We start from the raw sequence: 20,876 nt of genomic DNA, 5'->3' as shown, positions 1-20,876 counted from the left end.
CGATCTGGCGCGCCGCTTTCCGCGTGGTAAGCTCAGACTCTCAACTCTCGAACGTCCGTTAGTGGAGCCACTCTAGGGGTGGCTAGCTCACGCGTCGTGACGAGATCTCGCTACACAGAAGCTCAACCGGGTCAGCCTGTGTCATGGATCGGCGAATTGGTCAGAGAGGTCTTCCTTGGGCTCGTCCGGTCTAGTCGACAGGAATTCGTGCAATGCTTTTAGCTTGGCCAAGAGTTCGTTGAACGTGATGATCAGCACATCTCGTTGGCTTCCTCGGTAGATCTCGAACGACCTCTTTAGGTCGTGCGTTTCCGGCAGCCTGCCGATGATCAGGATGCAGGGAACAGACCAGGCTTGAATGTGGGGCTGGTCGTCTTCTTCCTTCTTTGCCGCAATACCTTTGATCAGTCTGAGCTTCTGGTCGAGGAGCTGGTTCACTCCACCCGACAAATCCGTGGATGGGCCATAAAGTGTCGGTGGGCGGTAGGGGTCTTTCGTCAACAACGGGGTTTCGGTCGTTTTGATCTCGACGATACCCAGGTTGCCTAGCAAACCCGCCTCTAGGAGGTAGTCAGCATATTTCTCGCCGGAACGCTTGAGGCCCATGCCTCCGACAGATGCCTGATCAGTGTACACAATCACAGGCAGGCCGAAGAGCATCTTCAGAACGAAGGGGTTCTGGACGAAATACTCCTGCCAAAATCCCTCCTTTCGTCCGTTGAGAAGTTCCTTTGACATGTCCTCTATGAGGATTTGCAGCGAGACGAGCTCGATCTTCTCGCTCAACTCAAACAGCTGCACGGGATCGTCCTTGGCGATATTGTCGACCTGACGGATCACCGTTCGGACGGCTGCAGCAGTGTTGGTGTTCCGGGAGCGTGGGGTGCCTTTCTTGACGAGGGCGGACCGCACGGTGTCTTGCAAGTCTACGGCTGGTCGCTCGAAATCATCGGGTTCGAAACCTGGCACAACGGATGGCAGGAGACGGTTGCGGAGATAGCTCACCTTTTCCCCATTTGCGAACCTCACCGCTGCATCATGAGCACGATTAATGTCCAGACGTACGTCGTGGTAGATATGTTCCGGCAGCCGGATCTCCTCTCCGTCGATCGAAATCTCGTCGTCACCGCAGATAGTAAGCCCGGCGGCGCCTTCCACTTCGTCAAATGCACTCATGATGTAGCGAATCCGAGGATCGACACCGAAGCCTTCGAATGGCCTGCGGTGGAAACCAGTGGGCAGGTCAAAGAACATTCCAAAGCCGACCTGGAAGTCCATCGGCGACTGATCCTCGAAAGATATACGTTTAATAGACTTGTATTTCGTTTTGGTGAAATTGCTCTGATTGGACCTGAGCCATATCGGGTATGTGGTAAGCAACCGTGTTGGGAAATCGTACTCGGCAAGCAGTAGAGGCCAGTGATCGTCGGCAAAGTTGACGCCTGAGGCTTTGCTCCGGTTGAACGCCTTTTCGCTCAGGTAATAGCTCAGGTATTGGGTTCCCTCGTCTTGTGTGAGCTCGATTACCAAGGACGATCCGTCCTCAGGATTAACACCGGCATCTACTATCGTGCCACCGTATGCCGGCTTGTTCTGCAGTTCCCAAATCTCAGCCACGCGCTCACCTTTACCCACAAGTCTTGGAGGCAACGTGCCCGACCGCAACAGAGATTTCAAAGTAATCCTTCACGAGCAGGCGAACGGCAGCCTTATCGCGCCGTCATTCTGAAAGCGGAAGGACCGCTCTCGGCCCCAGGGAGGAAGTCGCTGTTCACAGATCGTCGCTTTCTATCGCTGCTACTGCGCCTGAGCGGATTAGGACTTTCGCTTTCAGGTAAAGTGACGGTAGTTTGTGGTCGGGCGGGGTGATGCGATGACACTAGAAGATCAACAACATGTAACGAATGACATGACCGTGGTCGAGAAACCGCAGTCACCAAAGATCTTCGCCGATATTGCCTCAAGCTTCACCTATGCTTCCTACCAGAACGCCATCCCCGTTCTTCGACGAATAGGTGTCGAGAACCAGTCGGACCGCCAAGTCGACAGACTGCGTCTGGAGCTTTCGTCCACGCCCGCTTTCCTGCGTTCCAAGACATGGACGATCGATCGGATCGTCCCCGGCGATCACCTTCCGCTCGGCGATCGGAAGATCGAACTCGACGCCGGCTATTTGGCTGGACTTAATGAGGCTGAACGCGGTGAGATCACGCTTCGGCTTATCGCCGGTTCCGAGATTTTGGACGAGCACAGATATGCAGTGCGACTGCTCGCCCGTGACGAGTGGGGTGGTGTTGCGGACATGGTGCAATTGCTGCCGGCCTTCGTCATGCCGAACGATCCGATAGTCTCGGCGCTGCTGCGAAAGGCCGCCGAGCGCTTAGCAGCCCACGGCCATGCCTCGGGTCTCGACGGCTATCAATCGCAGGACCCGAAACGCGCCTTCATGTTGGCCGCCTCGGTCTATTCGGCGATCGCTTCAATGGGGCTTCACTACGCGGAGCCTCCGGCCAGCTTCGAGAGCCGCGGGCAGAAGGTCAGGCGACCGGGAACGATTGCCGAGGACATGCTGGCAACCTGCCTCGACGCCACGCTTCTTTTTGCCGCCGCGCTGGAGGCTGCAGGTCTGCATCCCGTCATCCTAATGTTCGATGGGCATGCCGCAGCGGGCGTCTGGCTGACGAAGCGCACATTTGGCAACGCCATCGAGACGGACCAGATGGAGGTGCGCAAAGCGCTTGCCTCGCGGGAATTGATTGTCTTCGAGACGACCGGCGTGACGCACCGCCCTGCGATGATGATGGAGGCGGCGCAACAAGCGCTCGAGCCGCGCCTTGCAGAGGAGGCAGCGCATGGCTTCGTTGCCGCCATTGACGTGCGCCGGGCGCGTAGCGGTGGCATCACACCGCTTGCCTCTCATGAGCCACTGCGGAGGGCCGTGCCAGAGGATGAACACCAGGCGGTCGCGGACCTTCCCCTGCCAGCGCCGCCGTCATTCGGCGAGTTCCCGAAGGAAACGGTCGAGCAAAAACCGACTACGGCTGCGGGGCGCATCGACCGATGGCAGAAGAAGCTTCTCGACCTGACGCTGCGCAACCGCCTCCTGAATTTCCCGGACTCGAAGAAGACGATTCCATTCCTGTGCACCGATGTGGCCTATCTGGAAGACCGGCTTGCACAGGGCGCTGCAATCCGCGTCATCTCCCTGCCGGAGCAGAACCCTCTCGGCGAGCGCGATGCCGCCCTCTATCGCGACGTGCATGGCCGCGATATCCAGCGCAATTTCGCGGCCGAAGCCTTGCTTCGTGACGAGCTGCCCTCGCCGCTCGACGCCAGGCAACTCGAAGCACGGCTTGTAGATCTGCACCGACAGGTCCGTAACGACTTCGCCGAAGGCGGCGCCAACACGTTGTTCCTGGCCGTGGGGTTCCTGCGCTGGAAGAAGAAGGCCGAGGACGAACGCAGCTATCGCGCACCTCTACTCCTGGTTCCCGTTCGACTGGAGCGCCGCAGCGCCAGCTCGCGCTTCACCATTCGCTTCCATGAGGACGAACCGCGCTTCAACGCCACTCTTTTGCAGTTTCTGGAACGCGATTTCGAGCTCAAGCTGCCGCAGTTCTCGGGCGACCTGCCAATGGACGACAGTGGCGTCGACGTACCGCAACTGCTTGCTTCCATGCGCAGCGCCGTTCGCGATGTCCCAGGCATGGAGGTGATCGACGAGACCGCGCTCTCGACCTTCTCCTTTGCGAAATTCTTGATGTGGAAGGATCTGGTCGAACGCACGGATGCGCTGCGCCAGAACCGGGTCGTGCGCCACCTGATCGACACGCCGGAACAGTCGTTCAGCCAGGGGGAAGGGGTCTCCTCATTCCAGGACGAGCGCGAGCTAGATTGTATCTATGCGCCATCGGACATCATATCCCTGCTTCCGGCCGACTCGTCGCAGACCGCAGCGAGCATCGCCGCCGCCGAAGGTCTCGATTTCGTCGTCGTAGGCCCGCCTGGCACGGGCAAGAGCCAGACCATCGCTAACATGATCGCGAACTGCCTTGCCAAAGGCAGGACCGTGCTCTTCGTCGCCGAGAAGACGGCAGCACTCGACGTCGTCTACCGTCGCCTTCGCGAGCATGGCCTCGCCAATCAATGTATCGAGCTCCATTCCAGCAAGGCAGACCGCAAGCATTTCCTTGGCCAGCTCAAGGCGGCCTGGGAACATGGAAGCGGCATGGATGCCTCCGAATGGGTGGCTGTGAACGAACGGCTCAGGGTTCACCGCGACCAGCTCAACGCCTATGTCGATGCCTTACACAAACGATACGCGAACGGCTGGACGCCGTATCTCGCGCTCGGCATTGCGCTTAAGGGCGGCGACGCCCCGGCTCCCGAATTGTCCTGGCCAGAGCGGGATACGCACGATGCCGCAGCGATTCAGGCACTGGAGGACATGGCGGCGCAAGCCGGACGGGTCTACGCCTCCGTCGAGCGTCATCCCGCATTGGACCTCATCGACGCGCAGGACTGGTCGTCCGGCTGGCAGGATAGTCTGATGTCGGCTGCGCAGTCGCTGCGCAACGCGGCGGAATTGCTGCGCGATGCCGGCTCTGCCTACCGCACTTGTCTTGGTCTCACACGAGAGAGTGAGGCTTCGCCGGAGGAACTGGCTGCGCTTGCGAAGCTCGCGACAGCGCTGGATCGGGGCAACGGTGTCGACCTGTCCGTCGCCTTTGATCGGGATTTCTCGGTAATGGACGAGGCTCTTGCGGAACTGGGCCGAGCGATCAAAGCCTATCGGCAGGCGGAAACAGGCACGGCGGCATCTTATTCCGAAAATGCCGTGCGCGACATTGATGCGGAAGCCATGGAACGCCAATGGCGGGATGCTGATGCATCCTTCTGGCCGAATGCGATGCTGGGCAGGCGAAAGGTCCAGAAGTTGCTGCAAGGCCATGCGGGTAGTGGCAATGCCGATCCGGCCCGCGACCTGCCTCTCTTGCGTCGCATGAAGGAACATCTGGCAAGCATCGACGGTACGCCGTTAGCCGGCAAGCGACTGAAGGTGCAGGGGCTGGCGACCGATATCGCGGCGGTTTCGGATGTACTCGACCTGAGCGGTGCACTCCGTGGCGCGCTTCGCCTGCCGGGACTGAGCGCGGAAGAGGTCAAGCCGATGCTGCGGGTAGTCGCGCCCAGCCTGCGTGGCAGCCCTGATGAGCAATTGCGGCATGTAGGCACGCGGTTTCTTGCTGCAATGCTGGGCATGGAAGCGGCCAGCAGGCGGTTCTCCGAGGTTGCCGACAGGGCGATTAGCCCACAGGCGAGCCCCGGCGAGATTGCCATGCAGATGGCCGACTTGGTCAAGGCGCGCAATCTTCTTCGTGACTGGTCCGCCTGGTGCGTGGCGCGGCGGCGCACCGTCCACAACGGGCTTGGCCCCTTGATCGAAATGCTCGAAGCTGGGACGATCGCTGCCGATGAGACGCGCCACGCATTCCGGCTAGCGTACGCCCGCTGGTGGCTGCCTAAGGTTCTGGATGTCGATCCGGTGCTAAGGAATTTCAGGCGCTTCCAGCACGAGAACGCGATAAAGGAGTTCCGCGAGGTCGATGACATGGTGCGGACCCACGCGACCCGCCGCGTCATCAGCGCAGTTGCGCATGGCCTGCCGGTTGCCGGTATCTCCCGGCACTCCGAACTCGGCCTGCTGCGTCACCAGATGGAACTGCAAAGGCCCAGTCAGTCCATCCGCGACATGATCGGCAAGATGCCCGAGACATTTCCGAAGCTTGCGCCCTGCATGCTGATGTCGCCGCTGTCGATTGCCCAGTACCTGCCGCCGAACCAGGCGCTGTTCGACGTGGTGATCTTCGACGAAGCCTCCCAGATCACGACCTGGGACGCAGTCGGTGCGATCGCCCGCGCCCGCCAGACGATCATCGTCGGCGATCCCAAGCAGTTGCCGCCGACCAATTTCTTCGGCCGCAACGAGGATGAGGAGGACGTTGCCGACTACGAGAAGGATCTGGAAAGCATCCTCGACGAGGCAAGGGCATCCGGCATCCCGGTGCGGGATCTCAGGTGGCACTATCGCAGCCGCAGCGAGTCCTTGATCGCCTTTTCCAATCATCATTACTATCAGAACCGGCTGGTGACCTTCCCGTCGCCGGCGGTCGAGGATCGGGCGGTCAGCCTGCACAAGATTCCCCACGGCGTCTACGACAAGGGCAAGAGCAGAACCAACCGCATTGAGGCGGAAGCCGTCGTCGCGGAGGCGGTGGAACGCATGGAACGCTGGCTGAAGATGCCGGAGCGGGAGCGCCCGACGCTCGGCGTCATCACGTTCAACGCGCAGCAGCAGTCGCTGATCCTCGACCTGCTCGACGCCGCGCGGCGAGATAGGCCGGAACTCGAATGGTTCTTCGCCGAGGACCGGGTGGAGCCGACCATCGTGAAGAACCTTGAAAACGTGCAGGGCGACGAGCGCGACGTCATCTTGTTCTCGATCGCCTTCTGGAAAGACGCTTCAGGCAAACCGCCGCCGATGAGCTTCGGCGCCTTGAATCGCGACGGCGGCGAGCGCCGGCTCAACGTGGCGGTGACGCGCGCCCGGCAGAAACTGGTCGTCTTCTCAGGCTTCACCGCTGACCAGATCGACCCGGCCAAATCGAAATATGTAGCGGTCCATCACCTCAAGACTTTCCTCGACTACGCGGAGCGGGGGGCGATCGCGTTGCCGGCGGAGGATCGCGGATCGGTTGGCGGTTTCGATTCTCCCTTTGAGGAGGCGGTTGCCACTCAACTGGAACGGCGCGGGTGGATGGTCGTGCCGCAGGTCGGCATCTCGGGTTTGCGCATCGACCTCGGCGTCAGGCACCCCGATCTCGTCGGCGCCTATCTGGCGGGCGTCGAATGCGACGGCGCGACCTATCACAGCTCGGTCACGGCGCGCGACCGCGACAAGGTGCGCGAGCAGGTGCTGCGGGGCTTGGGATGGAACATCTTGCGGGTCTGGTCGACGGATTGGTGGTTCGACGCGAAAGGCTGTGCCGACCGTTTGCACGACGATCTCGAATCCTTGCTCCAGCTAAGTCGGGAGCGACGCAGTGCCGAAGAAGCGGCAGCCGAGACGCATTGGGACATGGGCCACGAACTGGGGGAAACCGAAGAAATCCGCGACGCGCTTCTGCCGCCGGAGGACGAAGTCGTGCCGCCGCCGGCCACCGATGAAACCGAACTCGTTTCATCATCCGATCTACCAGTTCCGAACGCAACAGTCAGTCCGCTGCCACCAACCACCACAGCGGAATCCGCGCCAACCGACAGTTCCGGATATCGGGTGACCGATCTCTCCATGTTCAAGGCAGAACCGGACCTTTTCTATGAGTTCGCCTATCGCGACACGCTCAAGGGAATGATCGAGGCGGTGATGGACGGTGAAAGCCCGTTGCCGGCTGATGTGCTGGCGCAATACATTGCGCGGGCGCATGGCTGGTTGCGGACCGGTGGGCGCATCCGTGAAAGGATCGACCTTCACCTGCGCGGCTACGACACGACGAGCGAATCCAGCGGCGTGTTCATCTGGAAAAAGGGGCTCATTGTGGACGTGCTGGCCTATCGTCCATCGGTGAACGAAGAGTCGCGGCGTGCGATCGCCGATATCCCCTTGGCCGAACTTGCCTCCGTGGTTGTCGACAATCCTGCTTTGGTGGACATGCCCGATCCCCCGCGCGACATGGCGCGACTGCTCGGTGTCGAGCGGCTCGCAGCGACCGCGCGCACAAGGCTCGACGAAGCTATCGAGCGGGCTCGCATTCATATGGCGAAGCAAGATACAAGCGCCTCATGACGTTCCGCTTCATCCATTCGAGCGACCTGCATCTGGGTAAGCGTTTTGGGCAGTTTACCGGCGACCTGCCCGCCAAGCTGCGCGAGGCGCGACATGCCGCGATCGGCAGGCTCGCGGAGCAGGCACGGAATCATGATGCATCGACTATCCTGCTCGCGGGCGACACGTTCGACACCGAGACCCCGGCGTCCGACATGGTACGCCAGGCGCTTGCCGAAATGGGTCATCATGCGTCCGTCCGCTGGGTGATCCTGCCGGGTAATCACGATTCACTCCAGGCCGCGCAGCTCTGGTCGACGTTGTGCGCACAGGCGCCCAGGAACGTGACATTGGCGCTCAATGCGACGCCGCTCGAACTTGTATCTGGTGTTACGCTGTTGCCGGCGCCATGTACGACGCGGCGACCGGGCCGGGATTTGTCCGAATGGATGGACAATGCTGTCACAGGCGACGGGACGATCCGCATCGGCCTCGCCCATGGCGCGGTCACAAGCTTCTCCGAAGAGGGCGCCGGTTTGGACGTGATCGCGCCAGATCGCGCACGCCGCGCCGGCCTGTCCTACCTAGCGCTCGGCGACTGGCACGGCGGCGTCGAGATCGATCCGCGCACGCGCTACAGCGGCACACCGGAACCCGACCGCTTCAAGCACGACCGGCCGGGCGAGGCCTTGCTGGTATCGATCGAAGGTGCAGCGGCGCTTCCGGACGTGACGGTGCTGGAAACCGGTACCTTCTCCTGGCGCACTCTGGCGCTCGACCTTCTCGACGGCGAAGACGCCGTTGCGCTCATGCAATCACTGCTTCCCGAGGCCCGGGCGAGGCGGCAGGTGCTTGTCACGCTGGTCGCCGGCGGACGGGCACGGCTGGAAGCACGCGCGGCGCTGGCACGCGCGGTCGAGAATGCACGGCCCGACTTCGCTTGGCTCTCCTTCGACGATGCGGCTCTGGCCACTGAATGCGACGCCGGCGACCTCGACGCCATAGACCGTGCGGGCGCGCTGCGCGAGGCCGCCGACGCCCTGCTTGCCGAAGCCGGCGATACAGCCCGTTCGGCCGAGGAGCGGGAGATCGCCCGGGCGGCGCTGGGCCGGCTCTACGCCTATGCGCAGGTGGTTGCATGAAGATCTCCGCGCTGCGGCTTTTCAATGTCAAGCGCTTCGCCGGCCGCGGCGTCGCCATCGAGGGCATCGGCGACGGCGTCAACGTGCTGACGGCCGCCAACGAATTCGGCAAGTCGACCAGCTTTGAGGCTTTGCACGCCTTGTTTTTCCAGTCGCATTCGAGCACGGCCGGCGATGTCAGGAACCTGCGGCCCTATAGCGGCGGCAGTCTGCTGGTTGAAGCCGACATCGCGACGGAGACCGGCGCGTTCCGCATCACCAAGCAGTTCTACGGTGGAGGCCTTGCCCGCGTTGTCGATCTCGCGAATGGCCGGCTGGTCGCGCAGGCCGACGAGGCGGAGGGCTTCATCACGAACCTCGTGCGCGGCGGCACGGCCGGCCCGGCTGGCCTGTTGTGGGTGCGTCAGGGCGTGACCGGCATTGAGAAGCGCAGCAGAGCGGAAGAGGAGGGCGAGACGAAGGTTCGCACGAGTCTGCTCGAATCGGTGCAGGGGGAGGTCGAAGCCGTTACCGGCGGCCGCCGCATGGCCGAGATCATGGCCGCGGCCGACGAGGCACTCGGGCGGCTCGTGACCCCTGGTGGCAGGCCAAAGACCGGGGAGCGCTACGCAGCGGCGATTAAGGAGCGTGAGGATCTGGAGGCCGAGGAGAACAAGCTGGGCGCCGAGGTCAGGACCTTGCGCGAGGCGCTCGACAAGCGCGCAGCGGCCTCCAGACGGCTCGCCGAACTCGACCGTGCCGAAGACCGCGATGAACGGCGAAAGGCCATGGAGACCGCGCAAGCCGCCTTCGATGCGGCGAAGAGTCAAGCCGAAACCCTCCGCGCCGCCGAAGCGGAACTCAAACTGTTTCAGGAGCAGCGTGGTAACGCGCATCGCGAACATGAGGAGTTCACGGCCGCCCTCGAAAGGGCTGCGGAACTCAAGACAAAGCTTGGCGAGGCGGAGCGCCGGCGGACAGAGGCGTTTGCCAGGCGCGATGCCGCGGCGGCAGCGGCAGCCAAGGCGCGAGCCGATATCGAAATCGCCGAAACGGAGGAACAGGAAGCGCGGACGCTTTCGAAACGCCTCGATGCCGCGCTCAATGCGCGCGAAGCCGCCGAACGGCTGGCCGAACTGGAGAGGAAGCTGGATGCGGCCGAAACGGTCCGCCGGAAAATCGAGGAGGGGGAGGCGGCGCTGGCGCTGTTGCGGTTGCCTGAAAAGGCCGTGTCGGAACTCGAAACGCTCGACGTCGAGATTGCCAAGCTCAAGGCCGTCGCCGAGGCTGGTCGCCCCTCCGTCGCGATTGCCTACGAGCCGCAAGCGTCAGCTGTCAGCCTCGACGGCAAGCCGTTGAAGGACGGCGAGGCGCATAGCTATAACGGACAGGCTGTACTGGAGATCCCCGGTGTCGGTCTGGTTACGCTGCGATCCGGCCCGAAGACCGATGGCGGCGAACAGGTGCAGCAGTCGGAGGATCGCCGCCGCATACTCCTTGCCTCCATGGGCGTCGACGACCTGGCGGCGGCGCGCAAGAGGCAGTTGGACGTGCAACGCCGGGAAGGAGACCTGCGCGAGAAAAGGACGCGCCTGTCACTGCTGGCGTCGGACGGGTTGCCGAAACTGCGCGAAAACGTGGCGGCGCACAGGGAAATAGCTGGCGACCTTCTGGAATTCAAGGAGGACCCGGCCCAGGTTCGCGCTGCGCATGAGGCGGCCGAAGCAAGGCAGCTGGCCGCTCGGCAGGCTTGGCGGGAGACTGAGCCGTTGCCTGTGGTTGCTGCTGACGCCCTTGTTGCAGCGCAAACGATCTTTGTCGGGCTGGATGCTGAGCGTACACAGGTCGAGGCCTTGCTCGGACCGGACGCGACGCGCGTCGAGCGCGAAAGCGGGATGGCCGCGCGATTGGCAGGCCTGAACGCCCAACTGGCTGGGCAACAGGATGCCGTCGAGCAATTGCGGGAAACTGCCGGCGACCTGGCTTCTTCGGAGGCGACGCTGCGCCGTCACCGCTCTGTTGTGGAGGCGGCAGAGAAGGAAATCGGCAAGTTGCGGGAGGAGATCGCTGGTCTCAGCGCCGAAATACGAGCACGTTCGGAGGAGGCGGTCGAGGAGAAGTGGCAGGAGTGCGTCGATGCGTTCGCCGCCGCCAAGGCGCGTGTGGCCGGTTACGAAAAGGAGGTGGTGGTACTCCAGCGGCTTCGAACTGCTCTGGAAGCCGCGCGTAGCCAGGCGCGAGAGACCTATCTCAAGCCGGTGATGACCGAGCTTCGACCGTTGCTCGGCCTGCTTTTTGACGATGTCTCCATTACATTCGACGACAAGACGCTTCTGCCGCACAAGATTTTACGCAATGGGCAGGAGGAGGATGTCGAGCGGCTCAGCGGCGGTATGAGAGAGCAGCTTTCCGTACTAACGCGGCTCGCCTTCGCCCGCCTGCTGGCGAAGGATGGCCGACCGGCCCCGGTCATTCTGGATGACGCACTCGTCTATTCCGACGACGACCGTATCGAGAAGATGTTCGATGCGCTGCACCGTCAGGCGCGGGAGCAGCAGATCATCGTCTTTTCGTGCCGCCAGCGCGCCTTCCAGAAACTCGGTGGAAATGTGTTGCAGATGTCGGACTGGAAACCTGGCGAGTAAGCCAGAAGGACCATCAACCTTTATAGTTGAAGAAAAACGACTCTGACGCCATGCACTCAGCACAATGGCCGCTATTGAGGGCTATGATTCCTTTGCTGCCATTCTGCTTCCGGCCCCCTTGTAGTCGTTCGATGCGGTGTCGATTTTACGGACATCGCCATTTAGTCACGCCAAGAATGGCGGCCGCCGAACGATGGCTTTGGCTCCGCTGCTGGCGGTTCACCTTTAAGACGGCTCTGGCTGCAGCGACCGATCCTACAAGGAAGGGGCGGCCCGATGTCGAGGATCGGGGCGCTGTGTCCGCAAGGGGCTCCACAACCTCGGCAACCATCTTCTCGACCGTGTGATGCATGCCGTCCAGCACAGGCCTGCCTCGTTGGTGAAGGGCGTGGTGCCGGCAACCGAGCCGCCGACCTTTCCACGTAAATTTCGGCGCCCCGGATGTTGCAGCGTGCGCGGTATCGGTGATCACGATGGCGAGGCCAGGCGTGCGCTGATAGTCGCCCATGCCGACGCGAAGCCTGCCCGAAGGCCCGGCATTCCTGGTCTTGACGATGTGGGCGTATTCATTGATCGCGGCTTTCGCCATGCCTACGGCCACGGCTGCAAGGCTGCCTTCGGGGAAGGCGTTGAACAGTCTACCGTAGAGGGACTCTCCGTCGTGCAGCCTGCTGCCCGGCGTATGGCCGAACAGTGTTGCCGCGTGGTTCATGCGGATGGTGATGTGTCGGCACGAAGATGTCTTCGAGCACGCCGCCGTTCGAGCCGCTGCCGCGCATGCCGACAAGGTCGCCCCAGTCATCGAGGACCTCGAACTGGCCCGTCGGCGCCACGACGGTCAGCGTGGGCGCGATCCAGCTCGTCTCGCGGCTGGCGGTACGGCCATGGATGTCGGGCACGCTTATGCCGCGCGATATTGCTCCGATTAATACCAAGGGATTCAAGCACATTCGTAGCAGCCGTCATGAAGCGCTCGGCATATTCAAGGTCTTGCGCGGCAGTGTCGCGCGTAGTCGCGGAGCCCTTAAGCTGGAAGCTGACATAGTCCGAAGGGCTGACGAAGGCGATCGTGGGCCGCCCTGTTTGCCGGATGGAGGATTCCAGCCGAGGCCATTGCCAAGTGTAAAGACAACCTCGATCGCTTTTCCGGTTTTCCAGCACATGCAAGCCGACGCCTCGACCCGCCGTCGGGCGCCTGGCCACGTCGGCCGCAGCGATGAGGCACATCAGAGGGCGCTGGAAATATTAGATTAGCCTGTCGTCCGATCTAATGGCCGCCCTCAAGGCCGCGTGCCAAGGTATTTGGTGCTATTTTTGGGTATTCGCCACGGGCTTGCACATTCTTTTAGGAACGCCTGTTTGGCAGGGGCGCTAGAAAAGCCGATCCTCGCCTGGCGACAATCGATAGAGTGCTGCCCCGGCCACAGCACTGTCTTTGGATGTGACGCGGGACGGCTCCATCAGAGCGTGCGGACAACTTTCGTGTGAAGTTCTGATGGCGAGGGCAATGCGAGAAAATTCAGGCGACAGGTTCGCGGCAGACATTGACGTTTCTCTTATTTAGAGTTACTTCGAGTAACGTTAAATTAAGAGGCGACTTGATGTCTCCGCGAGCCTATCGTCAATCAGCGCGCGCCGAAGCGGTCCAGGATACCGAGCAGCAGATTGTCGAGGCCTTGACCGCGCTCCTTGCAGAGCGCTGGTTCGACGAGATCACTCTCGACGACATCGCCGCAACGGCCGGCACCACTCGCCAAACCGTGATACGGCGTTTCGGCAGCAAGACCGGCGTGCTCAGCGCCATGGCGGCACAGATGGACGTCTCGATCCAAGACCAGCGCTGGAGCACTCCGGCCCAAGGCGTGGCGGATATCGTCACCCTCCTGATGGACGACTACGAGCGCACCGGCGACATCATCGTGCGAACGCTGAGCCAGGAAGTGCGCATTCCCGAATTCGCTGCCGTCCTCGATCGTGGACGCAGGGGTCATCGCGAATGGATCGAGGACATGTTCAAGGCCTGGCTCGATAAACTCGACGCCCAGGCTCGCGGAGATAGGCTCGCGCAGTTGCTGGTCCAGACCGATGTTTGGGTCTGGCATCTGCTGCGCCGGGCGCAAGGACATTCGGCCGCAGAGACACACCGCCTCATGACGCAGGCGATTGAGCGTCTGCTGCGTGAGGACAAGACAAACTGATCCGGTCTCTTTCGAGAAAGGACCAAGGCAATGATGAACGCGACAGATGCGAGGTCCAACCTGCGCATCTTGGCGGTCTGCTGGGAAGGCGGCGGCAACGTGCCGCCGACACTCGGAGCTGTACGCGCGCTCGCCGGCCGGGGGCACAACGTCCGTCTGATTGCCGACGACACGATGCGAGCGGAGGTGATCGACGCAGGCGCCCGGTTCCTGCCATGGAAGCGCGCGCCGAACCGTTCTGATCGCTCACCCGAAAGCTGTTATGTGCGTGATTGGGAAACCTCCGATCCGTTGGCCGGCTTCCAAAGAGCATGCGAAAGGGTATTCGTCGGACCGGCGCAATTCCACGCCGAGGATATTCTCGAAGCATTGGCAACAGAGCCGGCCGATATCCTTCTCGGCGCGGATATGCTGTTCGGCAGCATGCTCGCGGGTGAAATCGCGAAAGTTCCGACGGCTCTGCTCGCGAGCAACATCTCGCTCTGGCCTCTTCCGGGACATCCGCCGTTCGGTCCAGGCTTTCAGCCTGCCCGGTCGGTTGCGGACAGAACACGCGATGCCGAGGTTTCAGCGACGGCCGAGCGGCAATGGGACGGCTTCCTGCCTTGCCTCAACGCGACGCGTGCTCATTTCGGGCTTGCGCCGCTGTTCCATGTCCGCGAACAGCCCTTGAGCGCTGGTCGCCATCTTCTTGCTACCAGCAGAAGCTTCGATTTTCCCACCGAACACCTGCCGGACCATGTACGCTATGTGGGGCCGCTGCTGGAGATGCCGAGCTGGGCCCACGAACGCTGGACGAGTCCGCTTGCGCACGAGATGCGACCCCTCGTGCTCGTTTCGTTCAGCACCACCAATCAGGGGCAGGCGGACGTACTCCAGCGGGCGATATCCGGTTTGGCCGGAGAGCCGATCGAGGTGGTCGTCACCCTCGGCAAGGCCCTCGAGGGGCTTCGTCTTCGATCGCCTGCGAACGTCACTATTCTTCCCAATGCAGCGCATGACGAAATCCTGACCAAAGCCAGCGTCGTCGTTACTCACGGCGGGCACGGCACGGTCTTGCGATCACTGAGCCACGGCGTTCCCCTCGTTGTTCTCCCGATGGGACGTGATCAGAACGACAATGCCGCGCGTGTGGACTATCACGGTGTGGGCCTGCGCCTCGATCCTTCGGCATCCCCGCAAATGCTTGGCGAGGCCGTGCGGCGCATCCTTTCAGAATCGAGCTTTTCCGAGCGGGCGTCGGCCCTTAGGCGCGCTATCGCCGAGGAAGGCCCGGGGCCTGCACGGCTTGTCGCGGAAATCGAGGACTTCGTCTTGAGATATTCACAAGGAGCCCTGTCGGCCGCGTGATCGGCCTCAGCATTTGCAAGCAGGAACACCGACCGGACTAACTCAAAACCCGTTTTCCCTACCGACGCCGTTGCCTTCCGCACTGGCGAACGGGGAGCTGTTGTCAATTCGCCCGACGGAGCCCCGAAAAACGGCATCGGAATCTCGAAAACGGTTCGATCAAAGGAACCCGAAGGATGACACACGTCTCTCCAAGCGAAAATGGAATGATCCTGACATCCAGCCAACTGGACGCCTATCTCGCCAGGATCGGGATGGACCGGCCGGCGTCCCTCGACATCAAAAGCCTGTCGCGACTTCACCGCGGCCATCTGATGGCCTTCACCTGGGAGGCAGTGGATGCCTTCATGGGATGGCCGTGCACGATCGCACCGGCTGCCGCCTTCGCCAAAATGGTTGAGGGCAAACGCGGCGGCTGGTGTTACGAGATGAACGGCCTGTTCGGCGCGGCACTCGCCGCGCTCGGTTTCCGTGTCACTCGCCTTTGCAGCGGCGTCGATCGCGAAATCATGGGCGACCTCGTCATTGGCAATCATCTGGCCCTGCGTGTCGATCTCGACCGGCCGTATCTTGCCGACGTCGGCCTGGGCGACGCAATCGTCGAACCCGTGCCGCTTGCCGTTGGACCGATCAGCCAGCGAGGCTTCGAATTTTCGATCATGCCGACGACCGACGGCTGGCTGCGCTTCAAGAACCATGCGCGCGGCATGGCGCACAGCTTCGATTTCCGGCCCGATTACAGCGACGAGGCCGCCATGGCCGCGACGCTTGGCTGGCTGACGCAAGATCCCGGCTCGCCGTTCACAAACGCGCTGGCGCTCATTCTGCATACCGCGGATGGCTATGTCGCCCTGAAGAACGATTGCCTGCGCAGCGTGACGGCAGACAGTGTCAGCGAACAGCCCATCACGAGCGCGGATCATCTCGCCGATACGTTCAATACGGTTTTCAACATCGAGGTTCCTGAACCTGGACGCGTCTGGGAAAAAATCCAGGCGGTCGGCCGCGATGAAGCCGCCTGAATGGGCACCACAGACTCATCTGACATCACCAGGTTTTCAGGGCGGTATTTCGCTGGGGGCAACATTGGATATTCGGACAAAATCGGCCGCGGTTCGCCGCCGCGCGCTGTTCAGCACAACCTCGCTCATCGTCCTCGGTGTGATACTGGCTGGGACGCCATCGCGGGCGGCCGGCACTGACTGGAATGGCACCACATCGACCGACTGGTATACAGCCGGCAACTGGTCGGCTGGCGTTCCGACCAGTGCGACCGACGCGAATATCGATACGATTTCTCCCAACGCGGCAGTGGTCGACGCTGTCGGGGCGCAATCATACTGGCTTGGTGTCGGCCGGACCGGCATCGGCACCCTCACGATCCAGAACGGCGGCACGGTGGCCAGCAACGCCCTCGGGGTGAGCGGAGTGATCGGTGTTGGCTTCGGCTCTACGGGCACGGTGACGGTGACCGGTCTCGGTTCGATCTGGACCAATTCCTCCGATTTCATGGTCGGCGGCTATGGTACCGGCTCGCTGATCATTCGGAACGGCGGCCAAGTCCGCGATATCTCCGGGGAGATCGCCGAGCAGGCCAACTCGATCGGCATTGTGACGGTGGACGGACCTGGCTCGACCTGGACCAATTTCGGTAACCTTGATGTCGGCAACTCCGGCACCGGTACGCTGAACATCCAGAACTTCGGCGTGGTCGAATACGCTGGTACGGCATCCATCGGCCGTAATTCCGGCTCGACTGGTACAGTGACGGTGGACGGTCGTTACTCGATATTGGGCAGTGCCATCTCCGGCGCTCTCTATGTTGGTGATTCCGGCACGGGCACCCTGACTATCCGGAATCACGGCACGGTCCTTAGCGCCACAGGAATCATCGGCAACAACGGTACACCGTTCAGGGGCATTGGCACGGTAACGGTGGACGGCGCCGACTCGACCTGGAGCAATGCCGGTGTCGTCTATGTCGGCTCCTCTGGGACCGGCACGTTGAACATCCAGAGCGGCGGCAGGGTCATCAACACTGTCGGAGTCATCGGCTGGCAGCCGGGCTCGACCGGTGCGGTAACAGTGGACGGTGCCGGTTCGACCTGGACCAATTCCAGCTATCTCCAGGTCGGCAATAACGGCACCGGCACGTTGATAATCCAGAACGGCGGCGCAGTCAGCAGCGTGGGCGGGCAGATCGGCATCCATACAGACCCCTCGAGCACGGTGACGGTGACCGGCCCTGGCTCGAAGTGGACCAATACCGGCGCGCTCACTGTCGGCGACCATGGCAAGGGGGAGCTGGTCATCCTGAACGGCGGCTTGGTCAGCAACACCGACGGAGTTATCGGCTGGCAGCCGGGCTCGACCGGCAAGGTAACGGTGACCGGCTCGGGCTCGAGCTGGACCAACACCGGCAACCTCACTGTCGGGCGCGCCGGAACCGGCACGCTGAACATCCTGAGCGGTGGCACGGTCACCAGCACAGATGGAACCATTGGCTCCTATATGGCGGGCAAAGGCGTTGGTGAGGTGATCGTCGACGGTCCCGGCTCGAGCTGGGCCAACACCGGCAATCTTATTGTCGGCGGCGGCGACACCAACGGCGGCGGCACCGGCACACTGACCATCCGGAACGGCGGCATGGTTACCAACGTGGATGGGCTTGTCGGCTATACCAGCTCCATGGGGGACTCGATTGGCGCGGTGACGGTGGACGGCGCTGGCTCGACCTGGACCAATACCGGCCGTCTCGTTGTCGGAGGCGGCCCCGGCCTGGGCGCCTCCGGCACACTGACCATCCAGAACGGCGGCACGGTCACCAGCGTGGGCGGGCAGATCGGTGAATTATCAACGGGTCACTCTGGCGTGGTGACGGTGGACGGCGCCGGCTCGACCTGGACCAATACTGGCGATCTCGCTGTCGGCGGCTGGTACAACGACACGCTGAATATCCGGAATGGCGGCGTCGTGAACGTATCGGGAGCCGTATTGGTGGCGAAACTTGCCGTTTCAACGGGAGCGCTGAACATCGGCAGCGCCTCTGGACAGACGCCGGTGGCTCCCGGCACGCTGAATGCCGCCTCCGTGACGTTCGGGGCTGGCGACGGTCGGATCGTCTTCAATCACACCGGGTCAAACTATGTGTTCGCGCCTGTGGTTTCAGGACCTGGCCAAGTGCTGGTGGAGGGAGGCACAACCGTTCTGACGGGTACCAACACCTATACGGGCGATACGACGATCAGTGGCGGCGTGTTGTCGGTCAGTTCGGACAGCAATCTCGGCGCTGCAGCCAGCCGCGTCATTCTTGACGGCGGCACGCTACAGGCCACCGCAAGCTTCTCGACAGCGCGTGCGATCACCACATCTTCCACCACGAGCGGGATCGATGTCGCTGGCGCCAATAATTTGACGCTGGCAGGCCTGGTCAGCGGCAGCGGTGCGCTGACCAAAAGTGGAACCGGCATGCTGACGCTGACCGGAGCCAATACCTATGGCGGTGTGACGACGATCAGTGCCGGCACGCTGGCGATTGCCTCGACCGGCGGCGTCACGTCGGATGTCAACAACAATGCTGCGCTTGCGAACGCCGGGACGGTGGCGGGCAGTGTCGCCAACAATGCAGGTGCGACATTCACCCAGACCGGCGGCAGCGTCTCGGGCGGCGTCATCAATGCTGGCACCGTGATCGCCAATGGCGGCGCGCTCAATGGCGCTATCGCCAACAATGCCGGGGGCAGCTTCAATGTCGGCGGCACGGTGGCCGGCAATAGCACCTTCACCAACGCCAATGGCGCAACGTTCGCGGTGGCTGGCGGCGGCAACTACGCGCTCGCCGGCCTCCTGACCAACAATGGCACCGCCACGGTGGCGGCTGGCGGCGCGCTGACGGCCAACGGCGGCATCTTCAACGCCGCGAGCGGTGTCATCACCAACAACGGCACGGTGACCGACGACCTCAATAATGCCGGAGTGATTATCAACAACGCCACCTACAACGCTACCGTCGCCTCGAACACCGGCACGATCGTCAACAGCGCTGGTGCGACCTGGAACGGCAATTTCAGCACGGCGGGCATCGTCGGCAATGCAGGCACGATCAATGGCAGCCTGACCCAGATCGCCGGCACCACGACCAACAATGGCGCGATTACCAGCGCCGTGACCGTCTCGGGCGGTCTCCTCACGGGGGCGGGCTCATCGGGTGCGCTGACAGTCGCTAACGGTGCCACCTTCCAGCCCGGCAGCGGCGCCGCCGGCACCAGCGCGACGGTAAGCGGAATGCTCGCCTTCCAGCCGGGCTCCACCTATGCGGTCAACGTCAACTCCGTTACAGCCTCGTTCGCCAAGGTCAACGGCGCGGCGACAATCAGCGGCGGCACAGTCCAGGTTCTCAATGCGCCCGGCGCCTACACGATGGGGACGCACTACACCATTGTCACCGCCACCAGTGGCCGCTCGGGTGCCTTCGACGGCATGACCCTGGCGAACCCGGCTTCGACGCCATTCCTGTCCTTTGGGCTGAACTACGATCCGAACAACGTCTATCTGGATGTCAGTCGCAGCACCGTGACCTTCGCCTCGGTCGGCCAGACGCCCAACCAGGCCGCGACCGGCGGCGGCCTCGACAGCCTGCCTCTGACGAACCCGCTCATCGGCGCCCTGGCGCAGTTCGACACCACATCGGCGCGCGCCTCCTATGATCGGCTTTCCGGCGAGGTTCATGCCTCGGCGAAGGCGGCGCTGATCGAGGACAGCCGCTTCGTGCGCGATGCGATGAACGATCGCCTGCGCTCCGCTTTCGATGGGTTCGGGGCGGTGAGTGCGCCGGTGATGAGTTATGCCTCGGGCGACCCGGAATATGGGCCTGCAAACACCGAACGCTTTGCAGTCTGGGGCCGTGCCTTCGGATCGTGGGGCGATACCGATGATGACGGCAACGCGGCGCGTCTTAGCCGCTCGACAGGCGGTTTCTTCGTCGGCACCGACACGCTCGTCTTCGACACTTGGCGCTTCGGCATGCTTGCTGGTTACAGTCACACCAATTTCAATGTTCGCGACCGGAATTCATCGGGCATCAGTGACAACTACCATGTCGGTCTCTACGGCGGCACGGAATGGGGCAGCCTCGCATTCCGCACTGGCGCGGCCTATACGTGGCACGATATCTCCACCAGCCGCATTGTTGCCTTTCCAGGTTTCTCCGACAGCCTGAAAGGCAAGTACAATGCCGGCATCGCGCAGGCGTTCGGCGAACTGGCCTATGGGATGCGCGCGGGCACCATCGGCTTTGAGCCCTTCGCTAATCTCGCCTATGTGAACCTTCACACCGATGGCTTCAATGAGGTGGGAGGTGCTGCTGCCCTGACGAGCAACGGCGGCTCGACGGACGCGACCTTCACGACGCTGGGCCTGCGCGCTTCAACGATCTTCATGCTGGGTGACGTCAACGCCACGGCACGAGGCATGTTTGGCATCCGGCACGCTTTCGGCGATGTGACACCTCTTGCCACCATGGCCTTCGCGGGTGGCGCGCCATTCACCATCGCCGGCGTGCCGATCGCGAAGAACACGGCGGTGGCGGAAGCAAGCCTGGACTTTGCCATTACGCCCAACACCACGCTTGGCATTTCCTATAGCGGACAGTTCGGCACTCGCACGACCGACCAAAGCGTGCGGGGCAATCTCGACGTGAAGTTCTGATGCGCGAGGACGACGCAAGCCCAAGAGGCAA

10 protein-coding genes are annotated in these 20,876 nt (G+C 62.4%); 7 read left to right on the top strand and 3 right to left on the bottom strand.

Annotated features, from left to right (window positions below; genetic code table 11):
* Positions 1–141: 141 nt before the first annotated feature.
* Positions 142–1,677: a Shedu immune nuclease family protein gene (locus tag FZF13_RS23705; protein WP_150978960.1), complete on the bottom strand. Its 1,536-nt coding sequence runs from the start codon at positions 1,675–1,677 to the stop codon at positions 142–144.
* A 232-nt stretch (positions 1,678–1,909) separates the two neighbouring features.
* Between FZF13_RS23705 and FZF13_RS23700 the strand changes: the two genes are divergently transcribed.
* The 3 genes from FZF13_RS23700 to FZF13_RS23690 are packed head-to-tail and all read left to right on the top strand — an operon-like array spanning position 1,910 to position 11,591.
* A complete protein-coding gene (locus tag FZF13_RS23700; protein WP_244437886.1) occupies positions 1,910–7,846 on the top strand; it encodes a DUF3320 domain-containing protein in 5,937 nt (1,978 codons plus the stop codon).
* Positions 7,843–8,967 carry a metallophosphoesterase family protein gene (locus FZF13_RS23695; RefSeq protein ID WP_024922158.1) on the top strand — a complete coding sequence of 375 codons (1,125 nt, stop codon included), beginning with the start codon at positions 7,843–7,845 and terminating at the stop codon, positions 8,965–8,967. The genes FZF13_RS23700 and FZF13_RS23695 overlap by 4 nt, the downstream gene beginning before the upstream one ends.
* A complete protein-coding gene (locus FZF13_RS23690; protein WP_024922159.1) occupies positions 8,964–11,591 on the top strand; it encodes an AAA family ATPase in 2,628 nt (875 codons plus the stop codon). The genes FZF13_RS23695 and FZF13_RS23690 overlap by 4 nt, the downstream gene beginning before the upstream one ends.
* 145 nt (positions 11,592–11,736) lie before the next feature.
* On the opposite strand, the gene FZF13_RS23685 is transcribed toward FZF13_RS23690, so the two are convergent.
* Together FZF13_RS23685 and FZF13_RS23680 are read right to left on the bottom strand one after the other, a co-directional pair.
* Entirely contained in the window at positions 11,737–12,180 is a 444-nt protein-coding gene (locus FZF13_RS23685) for a hypothetical protein (protein ID WP_139116400.1), read from the bottom strand.
* A 49-nt stretch (positions 12,181–12,229) separates the two neighbouring features.
* Positions 12,230–12,490: a hypothetical protein gene (locus FZF13_RS23680; protein ID WP_139116399.1), complete on the bottom strand. Its 261-nt coding sequence runs from the start codon at positions 12,488–12,490 to the stop codon at positions 12,230–12,232.
* Between the two features lie 702 nt (positions 12,491–13,192).
* Between FZF13_RS23680 and FZF13_RS23675 the strand changes: the two genes are divergently transcribed.
* From FZF13_RS23675 to FZF13_RS23660, 4 genes are all read left to right on the top strand, one after another.
* A complete protein-coding gene (locus FZF13_RS23675) occupies positions 13,193–13,789 on the top strand; it encodes a TetR/AcrR family transcriptional regulator (RefSeq protein WP_137901096.1) in 597 nt (198 codons plus the stop codon).
* A 30-nt stretch (positions 13,790–13,819) separates the two neighbouring features.
* On the top strand, positions 13,820–15,139 hold the full coding sequence (locus tag FZF13_RS23670) for a nucleotide disphospho-sugar-binding domain-containing protein (protein WP_083237601.1): 1,320 nt from the start codon (positions 13,820–13,822) through the stop codon (positions 15,137–15,139).
* Between the two features lie 206 nt (positions 15,140–15,345).
* Positions 15,346–16,161 (top strand): arylamine N-acetyltransferase family protein, encoded by an 816-nt coding sequence (locus FZF13_RS23665; RefSeq protein WP_244431313.1) that lies wholly within the window; start codon positions 15,346–15,348, stop codon positions 16,159–16,161.
* A gap of 64 nt (positions 16,162–16,225) precedes the next feature.
* Positions 16,226–20,845, top strand: coding sequence for an autotransporter domain-containing protein (locus FZF13_RS23660; RefSeq protein ID WP_024923976.1), 4,620 nt, complete (start codon positions 16,226–16,228; stop codon positions 20,843–20,845).
* The last annotated feature ends 31 nt before the right edge of the window (positions 20,846–20,876 follow it).

Origin of the sequence: Mesorhizobium terrae (genome assembly GCF_008727715.1) — a bacterium.
In the GTDB taxonomy this organism is placed as follows: Bacteria; Pseudomonadota; Alphaproteobacteria; order Rhizobiales; family Rhizobiaceae; genus Mesorhizobium; species Mesorhizobium terrae.
Note: the sequence above shows the minus strand (reverse complement) of the source record. Positions and strands in the feature narration are given on the sequence as shown.

Bases quoted from the DNA above. Each gene is read 5' to 3' on its own strand.
- FZF13_RS23700 (WP_244437886.1), top strand. From the start codon at position 1,910: ATGACCGTGGTCGAGAAACCGCAGTCACCAAAGATCTTCGCCGATATT.
- FZF13_RS23695 (WP_024922158.1), top strand. From the start codon at position 7,843: ATGACGTTCCGCTTCATCCATTCGAGCGACCTGCATCTGGGTAAGCGT.
- FZF13_RS23690 (WP_024922159.1), top strand. From the start codon at position 8,964: ATGAAGATCTCCGCGCTGCGGCTTTTCAATGTCAAGCGCTTCGCCGGC.
- FZF13_RS23685 (WP_139116400.1), bottom strand. From the start codon at position 12,180: ATGGCGAAAGCCGCGATCAATGAATACGCCCACATCGTCAAGACCAGG.
- FZF13_RS23675 (WP_137901096.1), top strand. From the start codon at position 13,193: ATGTCTCCGCGAGCCTATCGTCAATCAGCGCGCGCCGAAGCGGTCCAG.
- FZF13_RS23670 (WP_083237601.1), top strand. From the start codon at position 13,820: ATGATGAACGCGACAGATGCGAGGTCCAACCTGCGCATCTTGGCGGTC.
- FZF13_RS23665 (WP_244431313.1), top strand. From the start codon at position 15,346: ATGATCCTGACATCCAGCCAACTGGACGCCTATCTCGCCAGGATCGGG.